Origin of the sequence: Agrococcus jenensis (genome assembly GCF_003752465.1) — a bacterium.
Classification (GTDB): Bacteria; Actinomycetota; Actinomycetes; order Actinomycetales; family Microbacteriaceae; genus Agrococcus; species Agrococcus jenensis.
Genome location: NZ_RKHJ01000001.1, coordinates 2,721,910 through 2,745,802, shown reverse-complemented (window position 1 = coordinate 2,745,802; position 23,893 = coordinate 2,721,910). Strand labels below are relative to the sequence as shown.

The following is a 23,893-nucleotide window of genomic DNA, read 5'->3' as shown; positions in this document are numbered from 1 at the left end:
CAGTTCCGCAGGTCAGCCGCGAGCACGGGATGCGTTCGTCGGTCCGGGCGTGGGAGTGACCGCTCGGGCGTGGGAGTGACCGCTCGGGCGTGGGAGTGACCGCTCGGGCGTGGGAGTGACCGCTCGCGCGTGGGGGTGACCGCTCGGGCGTGGGGGTGACCGCTCGCATGCGAGTGGCGCCGCCCGAGCCCGGGCGGCGCCACGCACGCGAGGGCGCCTGTCAGCTGGAGGCGGGCTCGGTCGCCGGGAGCCGCTTCGCGGAGGCCTTCGGGCGCAGGATCAGGCCCGCGAGCGGCGGGATGGTGACCGTCGCGGATGCGGGGCGGCCGCCCCACGGGTCGCCGGTCGCGTGCACGGTGCCCAGGTTGCCGACGCCCGAGCCGCCGTACTCGACCGCGTCGGAGTTCACGAGCTCCTCCCACTCGCCGGCGAACGGCAGCCCCATCCGGTAGCCCTCGATGGGCCGGCCGGAGAAGTTCATGATCGCCGCGACCGGGTCGCCGTTCGCGCCCCACCGCAGGAACGCGATGACGTTGTCGGACGAGTTGCCGCCGTCGATCCACTCGAAGCCGCCGGGCTCGTTGTCGCGCAGCCACAGCGCCTCGGTCTCGCGGTAGACGCGGTTGAGCTGCGAGACGAGCGACATGAGCCCGCGGTGCACCGGCTGGTCGAGGATCCACCAGTCGAGGCCGCGCGCCTCGCTCCACTCGCTCGGCTGCCCGAACTCCTGGCCCATGAAGAGCAGCTGCTTGCCGGGGTGCGCCCACATGAACGTCAGGTAGGCGCGCACCGAGGCGAGCTTCTGCCACTGGTCGCCGGGCATCTTGTTGAGCAGCGATCCCTTGCCGTGCACGACCTCGTCGTGGCTGATGGGCAGCAGGAACTGCTCGCTGAACGCGTAGAGGAACGAGAACGTGATCTCGCCGTGGTGGTGCGACCGGTACATCGGGTCGACCGCCATGTACTGGAGCGTGTCGTGCATCCAGCCCATGTTCCACTTCATGCCGAAGCCGAGGCCGCCGGCGCTCGTGGGCTTCGTCACGCCCGGCCACGACGTCGACTCCTCGGCGATCATGATGATGCCGGGGCAGCGGCGGTAGACCGTCGCGTTGACCTCCTGCAGCAGCGAGATCGCCTCGAGGTGCTCGCGGCCGCCGTGCACGTTGGGCAGCCACTCGCCCTCGTTGCGCGAGTAGTCGAGGTAGAGCATCGAGGCGACCGCGTCGACCCGCAGGCCGTCGATGTGGAACTCCTCCATCCAGTACACGGCGTTCGCGACCAGGAAGTTCTTCACCTCCGGGCGGCCGAAGTCGAACACGTGCGTGCCCCAGTCGGGCTGGTCGCCGCGCCGGGGGTCCGGGTGCTCGTAGAGCGGCCGGCCGTCGAAGCGCGCGAGCGCCCACTCGTCCTTCGGGAAGTGACCGGGCACCCAGTCCATGATCACGCCGTAGCCGGCGCGGTGCAGGCGGTCGATGAGGTAGCGCAGGTCGTCGGGGTGGCCGAAGCGGCTCGTCGGCGCGAAGTAGCCGGTGACCTGGTAGCCCCAGGAGCCGCCGAACGGGTGCTCGGCGAGCGGCATGAACTCGACGTGCGTGAAGCCCGTCTCCTCCAGGTGCTCGATGAGCGCATCCGCCATCTCGCGGTAGCCGAGGCCCGGCCGCCAGGAGCCGAAGTGCAGCTCGTAGGTCGACATGGGGGAGTTGTGCACGTCGCGGGCGGCGCGCGCGGCCATCCAGTCGTCGTCGCTCCACGCGAAGCGGCTCGAGCCGATCTTCGACGCGGTCGCGGGCGGCACCTCGGTGTACCGGGCCATCGGGTCGGCGCGCGTCACCCAGCCGTGGTCGGTGAGGATCTCGTACTTGTAGGCGCTGTGCTCGAGGTCGCCGGGCACGAAGAGCTCCCAGACGCCGCTCGAGCCCATGGTGCGCATCGCGTGCGTGCGGCCGACCCAGCCGTTGAAGTCGCCGATGATGCGCACGGCGCGCGCATTGGGCGCCCAGACGGCGAACGCCGCACCGGCGACGCCCTCGTGCTCGACGAGCCGCGAGCCGAGCACCTTCCAGGCCTGCTCGTGGCGGCCCTCGCGCCACAGGTGGAGGTCGAGCTCGCCGAGCGTCGGGGTGAAGCGGTAGGGGTCCTCGGACTCCCACGAGCCGCCGTCGCCGTAGGTGGTGCGCAGGCGGTACGGGCGCACCGGTCCCGGCACGCTCGCCTCCCACAGGCCGTGGCCGACGTGGGCCATCGGGGTCGTGACGGCGCCGGTCGCGCCCTCGCCGACGACCTCGACGGCCGTCGCGAGGTGCCGGACGGCCCGCACGACGTGCGCCGAGCCATCCGGATGCGCGCCGAGGAGGTCGTGGGGTGCGGCGTGCGCGCCGGCGGCCAGCTGCTGGATCGTCGATTCGTCGAGCATCATGCGACCGATCGTCGCACGTGCAGCACGTGAGCCGGCTCGACGAAGGCGTCGAGCCGCACGAAGTTGTGGTCGCTCCACGTCCAGGTCTCGCCCGTGATGAGGTCGTGCGCCTCGAACGACTCGCCGGGGCGCAGGCCCAGCTTCGTCAGGTCGAGGTGCACGGTCGTCTGCCGAGCCGAGTGCGGGTCGACGTTCGCGACCACGATGATCGTGTCGTCCTCGCCCGACGCGGTGAAGCGGGCCTCGAGGTGCTTCGAGTAGACGAGGATCGCGTCGTCGTCCGACCAGTGCACGTCGAGCGCCCACAGCTGCTGCACGGCGGGGTGCTGGGCGCGGATCTCGTTGAGGCGCGTGATGTAGGGCGCGATCGTCGTGCCGTTGCGCGCAGCCTGCTCCCAGTCGCGCGGCCGGTACTGGAACTTCTCGTTGTCGTTCGCCTCCTCGGCGCCCGGCCGCGCGACGTCCTCGATCAGCTCGTAGCCGGCGTACATGCCCCACGTGGGCACGGCGGTCGCCGCGATCGCCGCGCGCACCTTGAACGCCGGCACGCCGCCGAACTGCAGGTACTCGGTGAGGATGTCGGGGGTGTTGACCCAGAAGGCGGGCTTGAACCACGCCGCCTGCGGACCGGTGACCTCGCGCAGGTACTCCTCGAGCTCGGCCTTCGTGTTGCGCCAGGCGAAGTAGGTGTACGACTGCTGGAACCCGACCTTGCCGAGCGCCTGCATCATCGCGGGGCGGGTGAACGCCTCGGCGAGGAAGACGACGTCGGGGTGCGCCGCGTTCACGTCGCGGATGAGCCGCTCCCAGAACCACAGCGGCTTCGTGTGGGGGTTGTCGACGCGGAAGATCTCGACGCCGCAGTCGATCCACTGCTCGAGGATGCGCAGCACCTCCGCCAGGATCCCCTCGGGGTCGAGGTCGAAGTTGATCGGGTAGATGTCCTGGTACTTCTTCGGCGGGTTCTCGGCGAACGCGATCGAGCCGTCCGGGAGGGTCGTGAACCACTCCGGGTGCTCGGCGACCCAGGGATGGTCGGGCGCGGCTTGCAGCGCGAGGTCCATCGCGACCTCGAGGCCCTCGGCCTCGGCGCGCTGCACGAACGCGCGGAAGTCGGCGATCGTGCCGAGATCGGGGTGGATCGTGTCGTGGCCGCCCGCCTTCGAGCCGATCGCCCACGGGCTGCCCGGGTCGCCCGGCTGGGGCGTGAGCGTGTTGTTCGGTCCCTTGCGGTTGATCTCGCCGATCGGGTGCACCGGCGGCAGGTAGAGCACGTCGAAGCCCATCGCCTTGACGGCGGGCAGGCGCTCGGCAGCGGTCGTCAGCGTGCCGGAGGCCCAGCTGCCGTCCTCGCGCTGCTCGGCGCCCTCCGAGCGGGGGAAGAACTCGTACCAGGCGCCGACGGCGGCCCGCGCGCGCTCGACGCGCAGCTGCAGCGTCTCGGATGCGCTGACGAGCGAGCGCGGCCGGTTGCGGTCGACCGCGGCGAGCACGGCGGGGTCGTTGACCTCGGCCCAGCGCTGGAGCGGCGCGGTCTCGGTGCGGCGCATCCGCTGAGCGGCACTCGTGAGCGCCGAGGCGTCCGCGGCCTGCGCCTGCGCGGCGGCGCGCTCGAGCAGGTCGGCGCCCATCGTCGCCATGAGCTCGACGTCGATGCCCGCGGCGATCTTGATCTCGGCGTTGTGGTGCCACGTCGCCCACTCGTCGGACCAGGCCTCGACGAACCAGGACCACATGCCCTGCTCGTCGACCTGGGCGAGCGCGCGGTAGGTGTCGAAGCCGTCGAGGAGCGGCTCCATGGGCACGCGCTGCTGCGCCCCGGAGGGGGAGCGGAGCACGAGGGTCACGCCGATGCGGTCGTGCCCCTCCCGGAAGGCGACGGCCTGGAACGGCACCGCGTCGCCCACCACCGCCTTCGCGGGGAACCGGTTTCCCGGCACCTGCGGCGCGAGGTCGAGCACCGGGATCCGGGGCGTCAGGACATCCATCTGCTGGGCATTGGTCTGCTTCGGCACGGCACTAACGTAGCGAGCCTGCCTGCGAGCGGGGAGGATGCCCCTAGGCTCTGTCCTCGTGAGAGCGATCCGCAAGTTCACCGTCCGCACCTCCCTTCCCGCGCGCCTCGGCAGGCTCGAGGCGCTCGCCTCCAACCTGCGGTGGTCGTGGCACGAGCCGACTCGCGAGCTGTTCCGCGAGATATCCCTCGACGGGTGGCGCGCCACCGGCCACGATCCGGTCCAGCTGCTGGGATGGGTCGGCCCCGAGCGCCTGCACCAGCTCGCCGAGGACGACGACTTCGTCGCGCGCGTCGACGCGCTCGCCGACGACCTCGACGACTACCTGTCGCAGGCTCGCTGGTACCAGTCGCTCGACGATGCCCCCGAGTCGATCGCCTACTTCTCGCCGGAGTTCGGCATCACGAGCGCACTGCCGCAGTACTCGGGCGGCCTCGGCATCCTCGCCGGCGACCACCTCAAGGCGGCGAGCGACCTGGGCGTGCCGATCGTCGGCGTCGGCCTCTTCTACCAGTCCGGCTACTTCAAGCAGGCGATCTCGCGCGAGGGCTGGCAGCAGGAGTCGTACCCGGTGCTCGACCCGGACGGCCTGCCGCTGACGATCCTCCGCAACCCGGACGGCCGCCACGCCACGGTGGCGCTCGCGCTGCCCGGGCACCGCACGCTGCACGCGCGCATCTGGGTCGCGACGATCGGCCGCGTGCCGCTGCTGCTGCTCGACACGAACATCCACGAGAACGACCCCGACCTCCGCAGCGTCGCCGAGCGCCTCTACGGCGGCGGCGGCGAGCTGCGCCTGCAGCAGGAGCTGCTGCTCGGCATCGGCGGCGTCCGCGCGCTCGCCGTCTACAGCGAGCTCACCGGCGCGCCGGTCCCGGCCGTCTTCCACTCCAACGAGGGCCACGCCGGGTTCCTCGGCATCGAGCGCATCTCGCAGCTCACGGCCACCGGGCTCTCGTTCGACGCCGCCCTGCAGCTCGTGCGCGCCGGCACGGTCTTCACGACGCACACGCCGGTGCCCGCGGGCATCGACCGCTTCGACGTCGAGCTCGTGCGCCGCCACCTCACGCGCGAGCTCGTGCCGGGCGTCGACGTCGAGCGCGTGCTCGCGCTCGGCCGCGAGTCCGACCCGACGATCTTCAACATGGCGCAGCTCGGCTTCTCGATCGCGCAGCGCGCGAACGGCGTCTCGAAGCTGCACGGCAAGGTCTCGCGGCAGATGTTCCAGGACCGCTGGCCCGGCTTCGACGTGCAGGACGTGCCGATCACCTCGGTGACGAACGGCGTGCACGCGCCGACCTGGACGTCGCCGATCCTCAAGCACCTCGCCGAGCGCGAGCTCGGCACGCTCGACACGGCGCGCTGCGACTGGGCGTCGGAGGCGATCACCGACGAGACGCTCTGGGGCGTCCGCCGCGAGATGCGCGAGCACCTCGTCGAGGAGGCGCGCGACCGCACCCGCGTCAAGCACGAGCGCAACGACGGCGTCGTCCCGTCGTGGGTCGACACCATGCTCGACCCCGACGTGCTGACGATCGGCTTCGCCCGGCGCGTGCCGACCTACAAGCGGCTCACGCTCATGCTCCACGACCGCGACCGCCTGCGCTCGATCCTCACGAACGCCGAGCGCCCCGTGCAGCTCGTCATCGCCGGCAAGTCGCACCCCGCCGACGAGATGGGCAAGGCGCTCATCCAGGAGCTCGTGCGCTTCACGCAGGAGCCGGACGTGCGCGGCCGCATCGTGTTCCTCGAGAACTACGACATCTCGATGGCGAAGTCGCTCTACCCCGGCTGCGACGTGTGGCTCAACAACCCGCTGCGCCCGCTCGAGGCGTGCGGCACGAGCGGCATGAAGGCAGCGCTCAACGGCTCGCTCAACCTGTCGATCCTCGACGGCTGGTGGGAGGAGTACTTCGACGGCAAGAACGGCTGGGCGATCCCGTCGGCGCACGAGCAGATGGACGCCGCCGAGCGCGACGCGTTCGAGGCGAACGCGCTCTACGACCTCATCGAGCACCAGGTGGCGCCGCGCTTCTACGACCGCGACGAGCGAGGCCTGCCGACCGCCTGGATCGCCTCGATCCGGCACACGCTCGCGACCCTCAGCCCCGAGCTGTCGGCCGAGCGGATGCTCGCCGAGTACGTCGGGCGCCTCTACACGCCCGCCGCGAAGGCTGCCGCTGCGGCCGCCGCAGACGGTGCGAGCGCCGCGCGCGACTTCGCCGAGTGGACCGCGCGGATGCGCGACGCGTTCGGCGGCGTGCAGGTGCACCACGTCGAGGTCGAGGGCGTCGACGTGCCGCCGATCATCGGCGACGCCGTGACGGTGCGGGCGTTCGTCGCGCTGGGCTCGCTGCAGCCCTCGGACGTCGCCGTCGAGGTCGTCGCCGGCACCGTCACCGAGGAGGGCGAGCTGCGCCACGCGCGCCGCTTCCCGCTCGCCGATGCGGGCGCCGAGGACGGCAACCACCGCTTCGAGTCGGCGATCGGCCTCGAGCGCGCCGGCACGTTCGGCTACACGGTGCGCGTCGTGCCGCGCCACCCGATGCTCGCCTCCGACGCGGAGCTCGGCCTGGTGGCCTACCCGCGCAGCTGACCAGCACTCCGCGCAGCGACCGTCGCCGCCTGCCCTACGGGGTGGGCGGCGACGTCGTCGCGGGGGATGGGGGCGACGCGGGGGAGCGCAGCCGCATCACGGTCGGCGCAGGCGCGCCTGCCGCCGGCATGCCGTGCACCGCGTACACGCGCATGCTCATCGCAGTCATGGCGACCGCATCGCCCGGCACGACCCGCTCGGCGCCCTGGTGATCGGCGGCGGAGTCCCACAGCAGCTCGAGCGCGGTCGCCCCGTCGGCGACCGGCGTCGTCACCCGCGTGTCGCGCGGCGAGCCGTGGAAGATCACGAGCACGCGAGAGTACGGCTCCTCCACGGGGGTGGACTCGGCGAGCATCTGCATCGTGCGGTCGTGGGAGTGGTCCCAGTCGTCGATCGTCATGCGCAGACCCGCGGCGTTCCACCAGTCGAGGCGCGACGACCCCGCCACGCGCTGACCGGTCTGGCCGTACTCGAGCGGCCGCAGCGCGGGGTGCTCGCGTCGCAGCTGCAGCAGCCTGCGGGTCTGCTCGAGGAACGCGTCCTGCCAGTCCCGGCGGTCCCAGCGCATCCACGTCAGCGCGGAGTCCTGGCAGTAGGCGTTGTTGTTGCCGCGCTGGCTGCGGCCGAACTCGTCGCCCATCGTGAGCATCGGCACGCCCGCCGAGACGAGCAGCGTGCCGAGGAGGTTGCGCATCGACTTGCGGCGGTCGAGCTGCACGGCGACGTCGTCGGTGCGCCCCTCGATGCCGTGGTTGTACGAGTGGTTGCCGTCGGTGCCGTCGCGGTTCTCCTCGCCGTTCGCCTCGTTGTGCTTGCGGTCGTAGCGGGTGAGATCGGCGAGCGTGAAGCCGTCGTGGGCGGTGATGAAGTTGACGCTCTGCAGCGGGCCGCGCTCGGAGGCGATGAGCCCCTCGGAGCCGGAGACGGCGTGCGCGAGCGGGCCGACGCCCGTGGCGCCGTCGCCGCCGTGGCGGAACGAGCGGTAGTCGCTCAGCCAGAACTGGCGCGCGGTGTCGCGGTAGCGGTCGTTCCACTCGCCGAAGCCGTCGGGGAACCGGCCGGTCTGCCAGCCGTCGGGGCCGACGTCCCACGGCTCGGCGATCATCGTCGCGCCGGCGAGCAGCGGGTCGGTGACGATGCGCCGCAGCAGCGGATGCTCGGGGTCGAACGCGCCGTCCGCCCTGCGGCCGAGCACGGGTGCGAGGTCGAAGCGGAAGCCGTCGACGTGCACCTCGCGGTGCCAGTAGCGCAGCGAGTCGAGCACGAGCTCCTCGGCCGCGTGCTCGGAGCAGTCGAGCGTGTTGCCGCAGCCCGTGTAGTCGATGCACTCGCCGTCGGGGCCGGTCCGGTAGTAGGACGCGTTGTCGATGAGCCGCAGGCTCGAGGGCGGGCCGTCCGCGCCCTCCTCGGCGGTGTGGTTGTAGACGACGTCGAGGAAGACCTGCAGGCCGGCCTCGTGGAGCAGCCGCACCATGCCCTTCACCTCGCGCAGCACGCCGCCCGTGCCGTCGAAGCGCGCGCCGCGCGACGCGTAGTCGCTGTGCGGCGCGAACCAGCTGAGGGTGTTGTAGCCCCAGTAGTTGACGCGGCCCTGGCGGATGAGCCGCTGCTCCGAGACGAACTGGTGGATCGGCAGCAGCTGCACCGTCGTGACGCCGAGGTCCTTGAGGTAGCCGATCGTCGACGGATGCGCGAGGCCCGCGTAGGTGCCGCGCAGCTCCTCCGGCATGTGCGGGCTCAGCTTCGTGAGCCCCTTGACGTGCGCCTCGTAGATCACCTGGCGGTCGAGCGGCACGTGCGGGCGCGGCACGTCACCCCAGTCGAAGGCCGGGTCGACGACGGTCGCGCGGTGCTGCCCGTGCGGCGTGCGCACGATGCCGCGCGCGTGCGGCGGGATGGCGTGGCGGCCCGGGTCGAAGGCGTGACCGGGGCCGGTCGGGCCGTCGACGCCCACGGCGTACGGGGTGCCGAGCTCCAGCAGCGGGGTGTCGATCGTGAAGTCGTCGCCCACGCGCTCCATGGGCAGCGATGCCCGCAGCCAGTCGGGATCGTCGCGGTCGAAGAGCCGCAGCTCCATGCTCGTCGCGCTCCGCGACCACACCGTCAAGCGGTGGCCCTCCGGGGTGCGCTGGATGCCTCGCACCCGACTCCCCGACTCCACCACGCGCCCTAGGCTATTGGAGCATGTCCCAGTCCGAGCACCGAGCCACCGAGCGGGGCTCCGCCGCGCCTCGACCGGCCCGGCAGCTGCTGTTCGACCACGCGGCCGCGACGCCCATGCGCGACTCCGTGCGGCACGCGCTCGCGAGCGCGGAGCCGCTCGCCAACCCGGCGTCGACGCACCGCGAGGGCCAGCGCGCGCGGGCGGTGCTCGAGGAGGCCCGCGAGCGGCTCGCGGCGGCCCTCGGGGCCCATCCGACCGAGGTCGTGCTCACCTCCGGCGGCACCGAGTCGATCAACCTCGCGCTCAAGGGCGCGTGGTGGGCCTCCCGCGATGCCGGCTCGAGCGAGGCGCTCGTCGTGCCGGTCGCGGAGCACCACGCCACGCTCGACGCGGTCGAGTGGCTCGAGCGGCAGGGTGCCACGGTGCGGTGGGTGGGCGTCGACGGCGCGGCCGTCACCGACGCGGACGCCTTCGCGGCGGCGCTCGCCGACGGCGCGGCGGTCGCGACGATGCTCGTCGCGAGCAACGAGCTGGGCTCGATGCAGCCCGTCGACGCCGTCGCGGATGCCGCCGCGCGCGCGGGCGTGCCGCTCCACCTCGACGCCGTCGGGGCGTTCGGCCACGTGCCGCTGCGGTTCGACCAGACGGGGGCGGCGCTCATGAGCGTCGCGAGCCACAAGCTCGGCGGACCGCACGGGGTCGGCGCGCTCGTGGTGCGCCGCGACGCGCGCCTGCAGGCGCTCCACCACGGCGGCGGGCAGCAGCGCGGGCTGCGCTCGGGCACCCAGGACGCGCTCGGCGCCTCGCTCTTCGCGCTCGCCGCGGAGGAGGCGCAGGCCGAACTGGCCGCGGAGTCGGCGCGGCTGCGCGCCGAGACCGACCGCATCCTCGCCCTCGCGGCGTCGCTCGACGGCGTGCGCGTGCTCGCCGCCCCCGACCGGCTGCCGCACATCGCGCACCTCGTGGTGGAGGGCGCGGAAGGGGAGTCGCTGCAGTTCCTGCTCGACGAGGCGGGCTTCGCGGTCTCGAACGGATCGGCATGCTCCGCAGGCGTCGCGCGCGAGTCGCACGTCGTGCGCGCGTGCGGCGTCACGGGCGTCGCGCCGCTGCGGCTCTCGCTCGGCCGCACGACGACGGCCCAGGACGTGGATGCCCTGCTGGCAGCCCTGCCCGCGGCGATCGCGCGGGCCCGTTCACTTTGAACCACCCCGCGCGGTGACCGCGCGTCGCGCTCAGGCCGCGCGCCGCCGCGCGAGCTCGACGACCACCACGGCGACGATCGCTCCGACCACGTCGGCGACGAGGTCGCTCAGCGTGTCGGCGTAGCCGACGCGGATCGCGGTCGTGATGAGCGCGTTCCCGGCCCACTCGCCGAGCTCCCACAGCAGCCCCAGCAGCGCCACCCCGCTGACGACGTGGAGCATGCGCGCGGCCGCCGCCCGACCGCCGTCGCGGCCGGGGAGCAGCCCGGCCTGGAGCAGCAGCGCCCGCGCGAGGAGCGCGAGCACCGCGCCCGAGGCGACGTGCGCGATGAGGTCGAGGGCGGGCACGGTCTCGTAGAGCCCGAGCGTCGCGCACCAGGCTGCCGCGAGGAGCACCGCCTGCGTCGTGAGGTCGACCGGGCTCGAGATAGGCGCGATGCGCGTGAGCATCGACCCGCCCAGCACGAGCAGCATCGCGGCGGCGGAAGGCGGGCCGGCGATGAGCCACGCGACCGGGATGGAGGCGAGGATCACGAGCCGCAGCGCGTCGGTGGCGTGCCACCGCCCCAGCTCGAGCACGCGCGCGCTCATCCGCGCACGCGTCGCAGCCGGCTCGGGGAGAGCCGGCGCGCCCAGCGGCGGCCGGGGGAGCCGCCCTCGGCCCAGTTGCGGCGGAACGTGCGCATCGCGACCGAGACGCGACGGCGCACGTCGTCGCGGCTGCGGAAGATGCGGCCCTCCGCGCTCACGCGCATGCGCGGGTCGAAGCGGATCCGCGCCGCGGGTCCGAGGCGCATCGCCACGTCGAGGTCGTCGTGCACGTCGGCGTCGTCGCGCGTGGCGCGGTGCGCGATCGCCGTCCACGCCGAGCGCCGCAGCGCCATGTTCGATCCCCAGAGCGGCACGTTGCCGATCGCGGCGCCCGCGACGACGAACGTGCCGAACGCGTAGGCGACGCTCGCGAGCCCCGCCCAGGGCGCCGGCACGTCGTGGAACCGGCCCGGACCGGTGATGGCGTCGAGCGCCGCGTCGTGGGCGAACGCATCGGCGATCCGCGCCACCCAGTCGACCGGCACGCGCGAGTCGGCGTCACAGCGGGCGATCACGTCGCCGCGCGCGGCGTCGTAGCCGCACGCGGCGGCCGCACCCACGCCGGGGCGGAGCTCCTCGACGACGCGCGCACCGCCGGCGAGGGCGACCGCGGCGCTGTCGTCGGTGCTGCCGTTGTCGACCACGATGATCTCGAGGGGCACCACCGACTGCGCCGCGAGGCGGGCGAGGCAGCCCCGCAGCGCGACCGCGTCGTCGCGCACCGGGATGACGACGGAGACGCGCGAGGGCGTCGTCGACTGGGCGCTCACCCCACCAGCCTCGCACGCCGCGCCCGATCGGTACCCTGGCACGCGGAGGTGGAGCGCATGAAGGTGCTGGCAGCCATGTCGGGCGGGGTGGACTCCGCGGTCGCGGCCGCGCGCGCGGTCGACGCCGGGCACGAGGTCGTCGGCGTGCACCTCGCGCTCAGCCGCATGCCCGGCACGCTCCGCACCGGCAGCCGCGGCTGCTGCACCGTCGAGGACGCGATGGACGCGCGCCGCGTCGCCGACCGCCTCGGCATCCCGTTCTACGTGTGGGACTTCTCCGAGCGCTTCCACGGCGACGTGGTGCAGGACTTCGTCGACGAGTACGCGGCGGGCAGGACGCCCAACCCGTGCCTGCGGTGCAACGAGCGCATCAAGTTCGAGGCGCTGCTCGACCGCGCGATCGGGCTGGGCTTCGACCGGGTCGTGACCGGCCACTATGCGCGGGTCGAGCGCACCGCCGATGGCGTCGAGCTGCACCGGGCGGCGGACTGGGCGAAGGACCAGTCCTACGTGCTGGGCGTGCTCACCGCCGCCCAGCTCGCCCACTGCTGGTTCCCGCTCGCGGACACGCCGACGAAGGCGGCCGTGCGCGCCGAGGCGGCCGAGCGCGGGTTCCTGCTCGCGCAGAAGCCCGACAGCCACGACATCTGCTTCATCCCGGACGGCGACACCCGCGGGTTCCTCGCCGAGCGGCTCGGCGCCGATCCGGGCGACATCGTCGACCGCGACGGCCGCGTGGTCGGGGGCCATGACGGCGTGCACGGCTACACGGTCGGGCAGCGGCGCGGCCTCTCGCTCGGCGTGCCGTCGCCGGATGGGCGCCCTCGCTTCGTGCTCGAGGTGAAGCCGTCGACGCGGCAGCTCGTCGTCGGGCCGAAGGAGGCCCTCGATGTCGTGCGCCTCGCGGGCACCCGGATCTCGCATGCCGGCGCGGTGCATCCGCAGCTCGCCGACGGGCTCGACGTCGAGGTGCAGATCCGCGCGCACGCCGATACCGTGCCCGCGCGAGCGCGGATGGACGGCGACGAGCTCGTGATCGAGCCGGCGGTGCCGCTCAGCGGCGTCGCGACCGGGCAGTCGGCCGTGCTGTACCTCGGCACGCGGGTGCTCGGGCAGTGCACGATCGACCGCACGGTCGCCGCCGACGTCGTGGCGGCGTAGCGCGCCTCGCGAGCTGGCGGTCAGTGACCGCCGTGCTCCTCGACGGCGATGCCGTGCTCGCCGTGCGGCTGGGCGAACTGGCCGGCGTTCGTGCCGGCGAGGGCGGTGGTCGCGATGGTCGCGACGACCGCGGCCGACGAGAGCAGCCCGAGCACGGTGTGGATGGGCTTCGGCTCGTCGTCATGCGTGCGCCGCAGCAGCAGGAGCGCCGCTGCGCCGAGCGCGAGGGTGGACTCCGCGAGCAGCGGTGCCATCGGGAGGGACGACGCCGCCTCGGGCACCGCGAGCAGCGCACCGAGCCAGACGATCGTGGGCAGCAGCAGCGGCACGAGCACGATGCCGGGGTGCCAGCGGGTGCCGCGCAGGGCCGCGACCGCGATGACGGCCTGGGCGATCCCCGCGGCCACCATGGGCACCGCGATCCACGGCACGGCCGCGGCGCCCACCGCCAAGGCGATGAGCGCCGCGCCGAGCGCTGCCACGGCTCCCCAGATCCGGGTCAGCGCTGCCATGACGTGATCCTTACGCGACCGCGCGGCGCGTCGTCGTGCCGCGGTCGAGCGCGAGGCCCGTGCCGAGGAGGACGATCGCCGAGGCGAGGTGCAGGATGTGGTCGGCGGTGTTGAGCGCCAGGATGTTCAGCGCCGTGCCCACGAGGAAGAAGCCCACGATGCCGAGCAGCAGGTAGACCGCGCCGACCGTCGTGTTCGTGGCCTTCGCCGCGGGGGTGCTGCGGAGGCCGGCGGCCAGCAGGGCGCCGCCGATGATGAGGTGCGCGACGTTGTGCAGGTGGTTGACCTGGAAGATGCCGAGCAGCAGGCCGCCTTCCTCACCGACGATGTTGCCGCCGGCCACGAAGAGGCCGAGCACGCCGACGAGCAGGTAGACGGCGCCGAAGATCGTGGCGACGAGGCGGTTGGGGGACTGAGTCATGACTCCTCCTTCTGTCAGGGCCGTTTCCGGCCTGCGCGCCGAGGTGGCGCACAAGGTGTCGATCAAGGTTCGGAGCCTCGGTCGACGCGGATTGGTCCTGATGCTGTGAATTCCTGTGCTGATGGACAGGCGGTGCATAGGGCTTGCACGTGAGGCAAGCATGCACGCATCGGCTGAGTGCATGATGGGCACATGGTGGGAATCGAGGCGGACGCCGCCCTCAGTGACGCGAACGCTCGAGCGCAGGAGCTGCGCGCGCGGATCGAGGAGGCGAGCACCGCCTACTACGACCGCGACGCGTCGATCATCGACGACGCGACGTACGACGCGCTCGTGCGCGAGCTCGACGAGCTCGAGCGCGCGCACCCCGAGCTGCAGAGCCAGGACTCGCCGACGCAGGCGGTGCAGGGCGGCACGGGCAGCGGCCTGCCGACGATCGAGCACCGCGAGCGCATGCTGAGCCTCGACAACGTCTTCTCGGTCGAGGAGCTGCGCGAGTGGTGCGCGAAGGCCGAGGCCGCGGCGGGCAGGCGGGTCGCGTGGCTCACCGAGCTGAAGATCGACGGCCTCGCGATCGCGCTGCGCTACGAGCACGGCGTGCTCACGTCCGCCGCGACGCGCGGCGACGGCCGCGTCGGCGAGGTCGTGACGGTCAACGCGCTGCGCGTCGCGGGCGTGCCGGAGCGCCTGGCCGGCACCGGGCATCCGCCGGTCGTCGAGGTGCGCGGCGAGGTCTTCATCCCGGTCGAGGCCTTCGAGCGACTCAACGCCCTGCAGGCGGCGCTGCGCGACCGCTCGGTCGAGGAGGACCGCGGCAAGTGGGAGCGGCGGCCCGCCGGGAGCCGCGGGGACTTCGACGCCGAGCGCGCGGCCGACCGCGCGGCGAAGCGCTTCCCGGCCTTCGCCAACCCGCGGAACGCGGCCTCCGGCGGCCTGCGGCAGCAGCTCGAGAAGAAGACGGGGCTCGAGCTCGAGGCCGGCGAGGCGCGCATCGCGGCGCTCGCGATGTACGTGCACGGCTTCGGCGCGTGGCCAGACCCGCCGGTCGCGGCGCAGAGCGAGGTGTACGGCCTGCTCGCCGGCTGGGGGCTGCCGACGAGCCCGCACGTCGAGGTGCTCGACGCCATCGACGGGGTCGTCGCGTACGTCGAGCGCTTCGGCGAGCGGCGCCACGCGGTCGAGCACCAGCTCGACGGCATCGTGGTGAAGGTCGACGAGCTCGCGCTGCACGACGAGCTGGGGCAGACGTCCCGCGCGCCGCGCTGGGCGATCGCCTACAAGTACCCGCCCGAGGAGGTGCACACGAAGCTCCTCGACATCGTCGTGAGCGTCGGCCGCACCGGACGCGCGACGCCCTACGCCAACATGGAGCCGGTCCAGGTGGCCGGCTCGGTCGTGCGGCAGGCGACCCTGCACAACCAGGACGTCGTGCGCGTCAAGGGCGTGCTCATCGGCGACACGGTGGTGCTGCGGAAGGCCGGTGACGTCATCCCCGAGGTGCTCGGCCCCGTGGTCGAGCTGCGCGACGGCACCGAGCGCGAGTTCGTCATGCCGGATGCGTGCCCGGAGTGCGGCACGACGCTCCGGCCTATGAAGGAGGGCGACATCGACCTCCGGTGCCCGAACGCGAAGGACTGCCCCGCGCAGGTGCGGGGCCGCGTCGAGCACATCGGCAGCCGCGGGGCGCTCGACATCGAGGCGCTCGGCGAGGTCACCGCCGCGGCGCTCACGCAGCCGAGCGTGCCGGCCGAGCCGCCGCTCGCGACCGAGGCGGGGCTCTTCGCGCTCACCCTCGAGGCGCTCGTGCCGATCGAGGTGGTCGTGCGCGACGCCGAGACCGGCCAGCCGAAGCTCGACGACGCAGGTTCGCCGGTCGTCCGCCGGCCCTTCCAGCGCCTCGCCACCGCCGCGGAGCGCAAGGCGGGCGCCGACGGGCCGCAGCCGTCGAAGCAGGCCGAGACGCTGCTCGCCGAGCTCGAGCGCGCGAAGACGAAGGACCTCTGGCGCCAGCTGGTCTCGCTCAACATCCGGCACGTCGGACCGGTCGCGGCGCGCGCGCTCGCCGACTGGTTCGGCTCGCTCGCCGCGATCGAGGCGGCGACGCCCGAGGAGCTCGCGCAGGTGGAGGGCGTCGGGCCGATCATCGCCGACGCCGTCACGGAGTGGCTCGCTGTCGACTGGCACCGCGACATCGTGGCGTCGTGGCGCGACGCTGGCGTGCGGTTCGCGACACCCGACCACCCGGGACCGGGAGCCGCCGCCGAGCGCGGCGGCGTGCTCGCCGGGATCACCGTCGTCGCGACCGGCACCCTCGAGGGCTACACCCGCGAGGGAGCGCAGGAGGCGATCATGGCCGCCGGCGGCAAGGCGGCCTCGAGCGTCTCGAAGAAGACCGACTTCGTCGCGGCCGGTCCCGGCGCGGGCTCGAAGCTCGGCAAGGCCGAGGCGCTCGGCCTGCGCATCCTCGACGCGGCGCAGTTCCGCATCCTCGTGGAGCAGGGCCCGGACGCGCTCCCCGCGGTCGAGGAGGCGTGATGGACGGCATCGCCGTGCTCGTCGAGGCCTTCTCCCGCGTGCCCGACGCCGCCCGCCGGGCGGTGCGCGGCCTCACCCCCGAGCAGCTCGTGGCCGCGCCCGCCGAGGGCGCGAACACGATCGGCTGGCTCGTCTGGCACCTCGCGCGCGGGCAGGACGCGCAGATCGCCGACGTCGCCGGCACCGAGCAGGTCTACCTGTCGAGCGCGTGGGCCGCCAGGTTCGGGCTCGGCCCGGACCCGGACGACACCGGCTACGGCCACGACCCGGCCGCGGTGCGCGCCGTGCGCCCGGAGTCGGCCGACGCGCTGCTGGACTACCTCGACGCGGTGCACGCGGCGACGCTCACGTACCTCGGCACGCTCGACGACGCCGATCTCGACCGCGTGGTCGACGACGCGTGGGATCCGCCGGTGACGCTCGGCGTGCGGCTCGTGAGCATCGTCGACGACGACGTGCAGCACGTGGGTCAGGCGGGCTACGTGCGCGGGCTGCTGGGCGCGTGATCGACCGGCTCGCGATCGAGGGCTACCGCTCGATCCGCTCGCTCGTCGTCGACCTCGCACCGCTCACCGTCGTGACGGGCCGCAACGGCAGCGGCAAGTCCAGCCTCTACCGCGCCCTGCGACTGCTCGCCGCCGCGGGCCAGGGCAGGGCGGTGGGCGAGCTCGCGGCCGACGGCGGCCTCGACGCCGTGCGCTGGGCCGGGCCCGAGCGCATCTCGCGCGCCGTCCGCGAGGGCGGGCCGACCGAGGGGCTCGTGCGCTCGGGTCCGGTCGCGCTGCGGCTCGGCTTCGGCGCGGCCGACGGGCTCGGCTACGCGATCGACCTCGGCCTGCCGGTGCCCGCGAGCGGCGGCGGCTTCGTCAGCCACTTCGACCGCGACCCCGACATCAAGCAGGAGCACGTCTTCGCCGGGCTCGAGCCACGACCGTCGAGCGTGCTCGTCGAGCGTCGGGGCGGCGTCGCGCGGGTGCACGGCGACGACGGCTGGCGCGAGCTCGCCCGCGGCATGCCGGCGTGGGGCTCGGTGCTCGACGAGCACGCCGGTGCGGCGGATGCGCCCGAGATCGCGGGCCTCCGGCGCGAGATGCGCGCGTGGCGGTTCCACGACGCCTTCCGCACCGATGCCGGGGCGCCCGCCCGACGGCCGCAGGTCGGCACCAGGAGCCCGCGGCTCGACGACGACGGCGCGAACCTCGGCGCCGTGCTGCGCACGTCGATCGAGGCGGGCCACGAGCGCGAGATCGCGCGTGCCGTCGCCGAGGCGTTCGACGGCTCCGAGCTCGAGATCGTGGGGCAGGACGGCCGCATGACGCCCGCGCTGCGGCAGCCGGGGGTGCTGCGGATGCTCACCGCCGACGAGCTCTCGGACGGCACGCTGCAGTTCCTGCTGCTGCTCGCCGCGCTCACGTCGGTCGAGCGGCCGACGCTCATCGTGCTGAACGAGCCGGAGCGCAGCCTGCACGCCGAGCTCTTCTCGCCGCTCGCCGCGCTCATCCGCCGCGCGAGCGAGCAGACGCAGGTGCTCGTCGTCACGCACCAGCGGCAGCTCGCCGACGCCCTCGACGGCTCGCGCATCGAGCTCGAGAAGGAGCACGGGCAGACGGTGGTCGCGGGCCGCGACGGCCTGCTCGACCAGCCGGGCTGGCACTGGCCGAAGCGCTGACGGGCCGCGGGCCTGTCAGAAGAGCGTGGGCGCGGCGACGAGCGGCTCGCTCGTCGACGCGAGCTGCCGCGCGCGCGGCGGCGGCGCGCTCCCGGGCGCGGCGAGACCCGTGCCCGCGGTCACCTGCACCGGTCGGAGCCGGTGCTCGCGCATGAGCGGGCGGATGCGGTCGCGGAGCCAGTCGCGGTAGCCGCGGTCGGCGTAGCTGCCGGTGCCGTAGATGCGCGCGTAGAGCGGCACGAGGTGCGGGTGCGCCTCGCGCAGCCACTGCGTGTACCACTCGCGGGCGCCGGGCCGCAGGTGCAGGGCGCTCGCGATCGCGCGCGTCGCGCCCGCCTCGGCGATCGACGCGAAGGCCGTCTCGAGGTGCGCGCGCGTGTCGGTGAGCCCCGGCAGCACCGGCATCGCGAAGACGGCGCAGTCGAGCCCGGCGTCGCGCACCGCGCGGACGGTCTCGAGCCGCGACCGGGTCGTCGGGGTGCCCGGCTCGACCTGCTGCTGCAGCTCGTCGTCGAAGATGGCGATCGACATCGCGATCGAGACCGGCACGTCGCGCGCGATCTCGGCGAGCAGCGGCAGGTCGCGGCGCAGCAGCGTGCCCTTCGTGAGGATCGAGATCGAGGCGCCGTGCCGCGCGAGCGCTCGCAGCACGCCGGGCATCAGCCGGTAGCGGCCCTCGGCGCGCTGGTAGGGGTCGGTGTTCGTGCCGAGCTGCACGGCCGTGACGTCCTTGCGCGGCCCGGCGAGCTCGCGCTCGAGCACCTCGACCAGGTTCGCCTTCACGACGATGCGGGAGTCGAAGTCGGCGCCCGCGTCGAGGTCGAGGTAGGTGTGCGTGTTGCGCGCGAAGCAGTAGCGGCACGCGTGCTGGCAGCCGCGGTAAGGGTTGATCGTCCACGCGCCACCCATGAAGCCGTCGCCGGCGACGTGGTTGAGGGCGCTCTTCGCCGTCACCTCGAGGAAGGAGGCGCCGTCGAAGCCGGGCGTCGGCCACGACTCCAGCACGCTGCCGCGCTCCTCGAGCCCCGGCAGCGCATCCGCGTCGACGTGTGCCGCCGTCTGTCCCTCCCACCGCATGCCTCCATTCGAACACACGTTCGATCACCGTGCAACCTCGCCCCGCAGCCGTGCGCACAACGCAAGCCCGCCGGGCTGGTCCAGCGGGCGAGCGGGCGAGCGTCACCCGATGGGGCCGGATCCGGGCCGCCGGGCTTGCGTTGTGCGGAGGGGTCGGTGCGGAGGGGTCGGCGGGGGGCGGAGCTCGCCGAGAGGAGCTCGCCGGGAGGCGCGAGCGCGGAGGCCGGCGCGGCTAGGGTGCTGAGGTGGCGATGCGACGGCGGATGCGCGTGCTCGCCCCGGCGCTGTGGGCGGCGCTCGTCGTCGCCACCGGTGCGCTGCTCGCCGCACGGCTGCTGCAGCGGCCGGTCGCCGAGTGGCTCGACGTGCCGCTCGAGCACGGCGGGTGGGCGCTGCTCGTCACCGTCGCGGCGATCGCGACGCTCGGCCTCGGCGGCGCCTCGCTCTGGCACGCGCTCATGCTGCCCCGGCTCGTGCGCGTGCGCCGGGTCGACCGGCTGATCGCTGCGCTGGGCGCCGGCATGGCGGCGCTCGCGGCGGCGATCGTGGTGGCCGGCGCGCTCGACCCCGTGCTCGCCCGGGCGGCGCTGCTCGTCGCGCTGCCGCTCTGGGCCGCCGGCGTCGGCACCGCCGTGCTCGTCGTCGCGATGCTCGTGCACGCCCGCGCTGCGCGCACGCCGCCGCCGCCCGGCACGGTGCTCATCCTCGGCGCGGGCCTCCGCGGCCGCGAGGTGGGCCCGCTGCTGCGCCGTCGCGTGCAGCGGGGTGCCGAGGTGTGGCGCGATGCGGTCGCGCAGCGGCCGGACGCGCGGATCGTCGTCTCGGGCGGGCAGGGCGCCGACGAGGTGCGCTCGGAGGCGTCGGCGATGGCCGAGCACCTCGAGCGGCAGCTGGGCGTGCCGGCATCCGCGATCGACCTCGAGGACGCGTCCACCACCACCCGCGAGAACCTGCGGCTGTCGCGGCCGCTCGTCACCGCGCCCGGCCGGGCGCCGCTCGCCGTCGTCACGAGCGAGTACCACGCCTACCGCACCGCCGGCCTGCTCGCCGAGGCCGGCATCGACGGCACCGTGATCGGCGCGTGGACCCGGCCCTCCTACCGGCCCGGCGCCATCGTGCGCGAGGCGCTCGCGATCGCCGCCGACCTGCGATGGTGGTGCCTCGCCGCCGCGATCGCGCTCGAGGCGCTCGCGGTCTGGGCGCTCGTGGTGACGCAGCAGGCGGGCCCGTAGCCGGTCCGTCACCGCGGGGCCGGACCGTAGGATTGAGCGACCCCCGCCGCCGCAGAGGAGACGCATGTCCGAGATCACTCGCGAGGATGTCCAGCACCTGGCTGGACTCGCTCGCATCGCGCTGACCGACGACGAGGTGACGAGCCTCACGACCGAGCTCTCCGCCATCGTCGACGCGATCGCCACCGTGCGCGAGATCGCCGGCGACGACGTCCCCGCCACGAGCCACCCGGTGCCGCTCACGAACGTGCTGCGCGCCGATGTCGTCGGCGAGACCCTCGTGCACGAGCAGACCTTCGCCGGCGCTCCCAGCCACGACGGCGAGCGCTTCCGCGTCTCGGCGATCCTGGGGGAGGAGCAGTGAGCGGGCACCGAGCAGTGATGGGATCGGCACCGGGCGACCTCACGCGCCTCGCGGGCCACGAGCTGGCCGGCCTGCTCGCCTCCGGCGACGTCTCGAGCGTCGAGGCCACGCAGGCGCACCTCGACCGCATCGCCGCGGTCGACGGCGAGATCCACGCGTTCCTGCACGTCAACGACGGCGCGCTCGACGCCGCCCGGGCGATCGACGAGCGCCGGGCGGCCGGCGAGCAGCTGCACGAGCTCGCGGGCGCCCCGATCGCGATCAAGGACGTGCTCTGCACGATCGGCATGCCCTCGACCGCCGGCTCCCGCATCCTCGAGGGCTGGATCCCGCCCTACGACGCGACCGTCGTCGAGCGCGTGAAGGCGGCCGGCCTCGTCGCGCTCGGCAAGACGAACATGGACGAGTTCGCCATGGGCTCGTCGACCGAGCACTCCGCCTACGGCCCCACCCGCAACCCCTGGGACCGCGAGCGCATCCCGGGCGGCTCGGGCGGCGGCTCGGCTGCCGCCGTCGCCGCCTTCGAGGCGCCGTTCGCGCTCGGCTCCGACACCGGCGGCTCGATCCGGCAGCCCGCCGCGGTCACCGGCACCGTCGGCGTCAAGCCGACCTACGGCGGCGTGAGCCGCTACGGCGCCATCGCGCTCGCCTCGAGCCTCGACCAGGTCGGCCCCGTCACCCGCACGGTGCTCGACTCGGCGCTCATCCACGACGTCATCGGCGGGCACGACCCGCACGACTCCACGAGCCTCGCGCGCGAGTGGCCGTCGTTCACGGCCGCGGCCCGCGAGGGCGCCGCATCCGGCAGCCTGCAGGGCGTGCGCGTCGGCATCGTCAAGGAGCTCGACGCCGAGGGCATCGCCGCCGACGTGGAGGCGCGCTTCCGCGAGACCGTCGACGTGCTGACGGCCGCGGGCGCCGAGGTCGTCGAGGTCTCGTGCCCGTCGTTCGCCTACTCGGTCGCCGCCTACTACCTGATCCTGCCCGCGGAGGCGTCGAGCAACCTCGCCCGCTTCGACTCCGTGCGCTTCGGGCTGCGCGTCGAGGGCCCCGGCCAGACGGTCGAGGACGTCATGGCGGCCACCCGCGAGGCTGGGTTCGGCGCGGAGGTGAAGCGACGCATCATCCTCGGCACGTACGCGCTGTCGGCCGGCTACTACGACGCCTACTACGGCTCCGCGCAGAAGGTGCGCACGCTCATCCAGCGCGACTTCGACGCCGCGTTCGAGCAGGCCGACCTGCTCATCAGCCCCGCGGCGCCCACGACGGCGTTCAAGCTCGGCGAGAAGCTCGACGACCCGCTGGCGATGTACGTCAACGACATCACGACGATCCCCGCGAACCTCGCGGGCATCCCCGGCATGGGGCTGCCCATGGGGCTCGGCGATGACGGGATGCCCGTCGGCCTGCAGATCCTCGCGCCGATGTTCGAGGACGAGCGGCTCTACCGAGCGGGCGCCGCGATCGAGGCGCTGCTCGCCGACCGCTGGGGCGGCATCCTCACGACCAAGGCACCCACCCTTCGAGACGCCGGCTCCGCCGGCTCCTCAGGAACCAACCTCACGGAGGCGGCGCGATGAAGGACAAGCTGATGGACTTCGACGAGGCGCTCGAGCGCTTCGAGCCGGTGATGGGCTTCGAGGTGCACGTCGAGCTCGGCACGCGCACGAAGATGTTCTCGGGTGCCCCGAACCCCGCGCACCCCGACTTCCACGACGTCGAGCCGAACACGCTCGTCGACCCGCTGAGCCTCGGCCTGCCGGGCAGCCTGCCGGTCGTGAACGAGCAGGCCGTGCGCTACTCGATCGCGCTCGGCCTCGCGCTCGGCTGCGAGATCGCGACCTCGAGCCGCTTCGCGCGCAAGAACTACTTCTACCCGGACACGCCGAAGAACTACCAGATCTCGCAGTACGACGAGCCCATCGCCTTCGAGGGCTCGGTCGAGGTCGAGCTCGCCGACGGCCGACGGATCACGATCCCGATCGAGCGCGCGCACATGGAGGAGGACGCCGGCAAGCTCACGCACGTCGGCGGCTCGACGGGTCGCATCCAGGGCGCGGAGTACTCGCTCGTCGACTACAACCGCGCCGGGGTGCCGCTCGTCGAGATCGTGACGAAGCCCATCTTCGGCGGCGAGCACTCGGCGCCCGAGATCGCGAAGGCCTACGTCGCGACGATCCGCGACATCGTGCTGTCGCTCGGCATCTCGGAGGCGCGGATGGAGCGCGGCAACCTGCGCTGCGACGCGAACGTGAGCCTGCGCCCGCGCGGCCAGGAGGCGCTCGGCACGCGCACCGAGACGAAGAACGTCAACTCGATGCGCTCGGTCGAGCGCGCCGTGCGCTACGAGATCCAGCGGCAGGCCGCGATCCTCGCAGCCGGCGGCACGATCGTGCAGGAGACGCGGCACTGGCACGAGGACACGGGCACGACGAGCCCCGGGCGCCCGAAGTCGGACGCCGACGACTACCGCTACTTCCCGGAGCCCGACCTGCTGCCCGTCGCGCCGAGCCGCGAGCTCGTCGATGAGCTGCGCGCACAGCTGCCGGAGCAGCCCGTCGCCCGCCGCCGACGGCTGAAGGCCGACTGGGGCTTCGCCGACCTGGAGTTCCAGGACGTCGTGAACGGCGACATGCTGCATCTCGTCGAGGCGACCGTCGCCGCCGGCGCGACTCCGCAGTCGGCGCGCAAGTGGTGGACGGGCGAGCTCGCCCGCGTCGCCAACGAGCGCGGCGTCGAGGCGTCGACGCTCGTCGAGCCGGCCCATGTCGCGGAGCTGCAGCGGCTCATCGACGAGGGCACGCTCACCGACCGGCTCGCGCGCCAGGCGCTCGAGGGCGTCATCGCGGGCGAGGGGTCGCCGAGCGAGGTCGCGGCCGCTCGCGGCCTGCAGGTCGTCACCGACGAGTCCGCGCTCGTCGCGGCCGTGGACGACGCGCTCGCGGCGCAGCCCGACGTGCTGCAGAAGATCCGCGACGGCAAGGTGCAGGCCGCCGGAGCGGTGATCGGCGCCGTCATGAAGGCCATGCGGGGACAGGCAGACGCGGCACGGGTCCGCGAGATCGTACTCTCGCGCGCCCAGGCCTAGTCAGGCGAGTTCCCAGGAATTCTCAATGAATCCGCGTACGCTTGCAGTCGGACATCGCAGAGCGCGAAGTCCCGGCGGAG

18 protein-coding genes are annotated in these 23,893 nt (G+C 73.6%); 10 read left to right on the top strand and 8 right to left on the bottom strand.

All coding sequences use genetic code 11. The annotated features are described in order from the left end of the window. Nucleotides 1–220 precede the first annotated feature (220 nt). Together glgB and EDD26_RS13485 are read right to left on the bottom strand one after the other, a co-directional pair. Nucleotides 221–2,416 (bottom strand): 1,4-alpha-glucan branching protein GlgB, encoded by a 2,196-nt coding sequence (gene glgB / locus EDD26_RS13490; RefSeq protein ID WP_123698177.1) that lies wholly within the window; start codon nt 2,414–2,416, stop codon nt 221–223. Next, complete coding sequence (locus EDD26_RS13485; RefSeq protein WP_123698610.1) at nt 2,413–4,404, bottom strand: alpha-1,4-glucan--maltose-1-phosphate maltosyltransferase; 1,992 nt, start codon at nt 4,402–4,404, stop codon at nt 2,413–2,415. The genes glgB and EDD26_RS13485 overlap by 4 nt, the downstream gene beginning before the upstream one ends. Before the next feature lie 85 nt (nt 4,405–4,489). Here EDD26_RS13485 and glgP point away from each other — a divergent pair, with 85 nt between their 5' ends. Beyond that, nucleotides 4,490–7,027, top strand: coding sequence for an alpha-glucan family phosphorylase (gene glgP / locus EDD26_RS13480; protein WP_123698176.1), 2,538 nt, complete (start codon nt 4,490–4,492; stop codon nt 7,025–7,027). Nucleotides 7,028–7,061: 34 nt separating this feature from the next. Here the strand turns inward: glgP and glgX are convergent, their stop codons facing one another. Continuing rightward, nucleotides 7,062–9,191: a glycogen debranching protein GlgX gene (gene glgX / locus EDD26_RS13475; protein WP_245989921.1), complete on the bottom strand. Its 2,130-nt coding sequence runs from the start codon at nt 9,189–9,191 to the stop codon at nt 7,062–7,064. A gap of 20 nt (nt 9,192–9,211) precedes the next feature. Between glgX and EDD26_RS13470 the strand changes: the two genes are divergently transcribed. Further along, nucleotides 9,212–10,393 (top strand): cysteine desulfurase family protein, encoded by a 1,182-nt coding sequence (locus EDD26_RS13470; RefSeq protein ID WP_123698175.1) that lies wholly within the window; start codon nt 9,212–9,214, stop codon nt 10,391–10,393. Nucleotides 10,394–10,423: 30 nt separating this feature from the next. Here the strand turns inward: EDD26_RS13470 and EDD26_RS13465 are convergent, their stop codons facing one another. Continuing rightward, the gene (locus EDD26_RS13465; protein WP_123698174.1) at nt 10,424–10,984 is read right to left on the bottom strand and encodes a DUF2238 domain-containing protein; all 561 of its coding nucleotides are present in this window, start codon (nt 10,982–10,984) and stop codon (nt 10,424–10,426) included. Further along, nucleotides 10,981–11,754, bottom strand: a complete 774-nt coding sequence (locus EDD26_RS13460) for a glycosyltransferase family 2 protein (protein WP_123698173.1) — start codon at nt 11,752–11,754, stop codon at nt 10,981–10,983. The genes EDD26_RS13465 and EDD26_RS13460 overlap by 4 nt, the downstream gene beginning before the upstream one ends. A 57-nt stretch (nt 11,755–11,811) precedes the next feature. Between EDD26_RS13460 and mnmA the strand changes: the two genes are divergently transcribed. Further along, nucleotides 11,812–12,915 carry a tRNA 2-thiouridine(34) synthase MnmA gene (gene mnmA / locus EDD26_RS13455; protein WP_123698608.1) on the top strand — a complete coding sequence of 368 codons (1,104 nt, stop codon included), beginning with the start codon at nt 11,812–11,814 and terminating at the stop codon, nt 12,913–12,915. A 20-nt stretch (nt 12,916–12,935) separates the two neighbouring features. Here mnmA and EDD26_RS13450 read toward each other — a convergent pair whose 3' ends face one another. Together EDD26_RS13450 and EDD26_RS13445 are read right to left on the bottom strand one after the other, a co-directional pair. Continuing rightward, nucleotides 12,936–13,427 carry a hypothetical protein gene (locus tag EDD26_RS13450; RefSeq protein ID WP_123698172.1) on the bottom strand — a complete coding sequence of 164 codons (492 nt, stop codon included), beginning with the start codon at nt 13,425–13,427 and terminating at the stop codon, nt 12,936–12,938. Nucleotides 13,428–13,437: 10 nt separating this feature from the next. Further along, nucleotides 13,438–13,848 carry a DUF4383 domain-containing protein gene (locus tag EDD26_RS13445; protein ID WP_123698171.1) on the bottom strand — a complete coding sequence of 137 codons (411 nt, stop codon included), beginning with the start codon at nt 13,846–13,848 and terminating at the stop codon, nt 13,438–13,440. 192 nt (nt 13,849–14,040) lie between these two features. Between EDD26_RS13445 and ligA the strand changes: the two genes are divergently transcribed. From ligA to EDD26_RS13430, 3 genes are read left to right on the top strand one after another with little or no spacing between them, the layout of a single operon-like run. After that, nucleotides 14,041–16,383 carry an NAD-dependent DNA ligase LigA gene (gene ligA / locus EDD26_RS13440; protein WP_123698170.1) on the top strand — a complete coding sequence of 781 codons (2,343 nt, stop codon included), beginning with the start codon at nt 14,041–14,043 and terminating at the stop codon, nt 16,381–16,383. Further along, the gene (locus EDD26_RS13435) at nt 16,383–16,889 is read left to right on the top strand and encodes a mycothiol transferase (RefSeq protein WP_123698169.1); all 507 of its coding nucleotides are present in this window, start codon (nt 16,383–16,385) and stop codon (nt 16,887–16,889) included. Before ligA ends, EDD26_RS13435 begins: the two co-directional genes overlap by 1 nt. Then, on the top strand, nt 16,886–18,052 hold the full coding sequence (locus EDD26_RS13430) for an AAA family ATPase (RefSeq protein WP_123698168.1): 1,167 nt from the start codon (nt 16,886–16,888) through the stop codon (nt 18,050–18,052). Before EDD26_RS13435 ends, EDD26_RS13430 begins: the two co-directional genes overlap by 4 nt. Before the next feature lie 15 nt (nt 18,053–18,067). On the opposite strand, the gene EDD26_RS13425 is transcribed toward EDD26_RS13430, so the two are convergent. Beyond that, the gene (locus tag EDD26_RS13425; RefSeq protein WP_123698167.1) at nt 18,068–19,129 is read right to left on the bottom strand and encodes an Rv2578c family radical SAM protein; all 1,062 of its coding nucleotides are present in this window, start codon (nt 19,127–19,129) and stop codon (nt 18,068–18,070) included. 251 nt (nt 19,130–19,380) lie between these two features. Here EDD26_RS13425 and EDD26_RS13420 point away from each other — a divergent pair, with 251 nt between their 5' ends. From EDD26_RS13420 to gatB, 4 genes are all read left to right on the top strand, one after another. Continuing rightward, a complete protein-coding gene (locus EDD26_RS13420; protein ID WP_245990116.1) occupies nt 19,381–20,361 on the top strand; it encodes a YdcF family protein in 981 nt (326 codons plus the stop codon). A gap of 64 nt (nt 20,362–20,425) precedes the next feature. After that, the gene (gatC, locus tag EDD26_RS13415) at nt 20,426–20,725 is read left to right on the top strand and encodes an Asp-tRNA(Asn)/Glu-tRNA(Gln) amidotransferase subunit GatC (RefSeq protein ID WP_123698165.1); all 300 of its coding nucleotides are present in this window, start codon (nt 20,426–20,428) and stop codon (nt 20,723–20,725) included. A gap of 17 nt (nt 20,726–20,742) precedes the next feature. Then, nucleotides 20,743–22,305 (top strand): Asp-tRNA(Asn)/Glu-tRNA(Gln) amidotransferase subunit GatA, encoded by a 1,563-nt coding sequence (gene gatA, locus EDD26_RS13410; RefSeq protein ID WP_123698164.1) that lies wholly within the window; start codon nt 20,743–20,745, stop codon nt 22,303–22,305. Beyond that, the gene (gatB, locus tag EDD26_RS13405) at nt 22,302–23,813 is read left to right on the top strand and encodes an Asp-tRNA(Asn)/Glu-tRNA(Gln) amidotransferase subunit GatB (RefSeq protein WP_123698163.1); all 1,512 of its coding nucleotides are present in this window, start codon (nt 22,302–22,304) and stop codon (nt 23,811–23,813) included. Before gatA ends, gatB begins: the two co-directional genes overlap by 4 nt. The last annotated feature ends 80 nt before the right edge of the window (nt 23,814–23,893 follow it).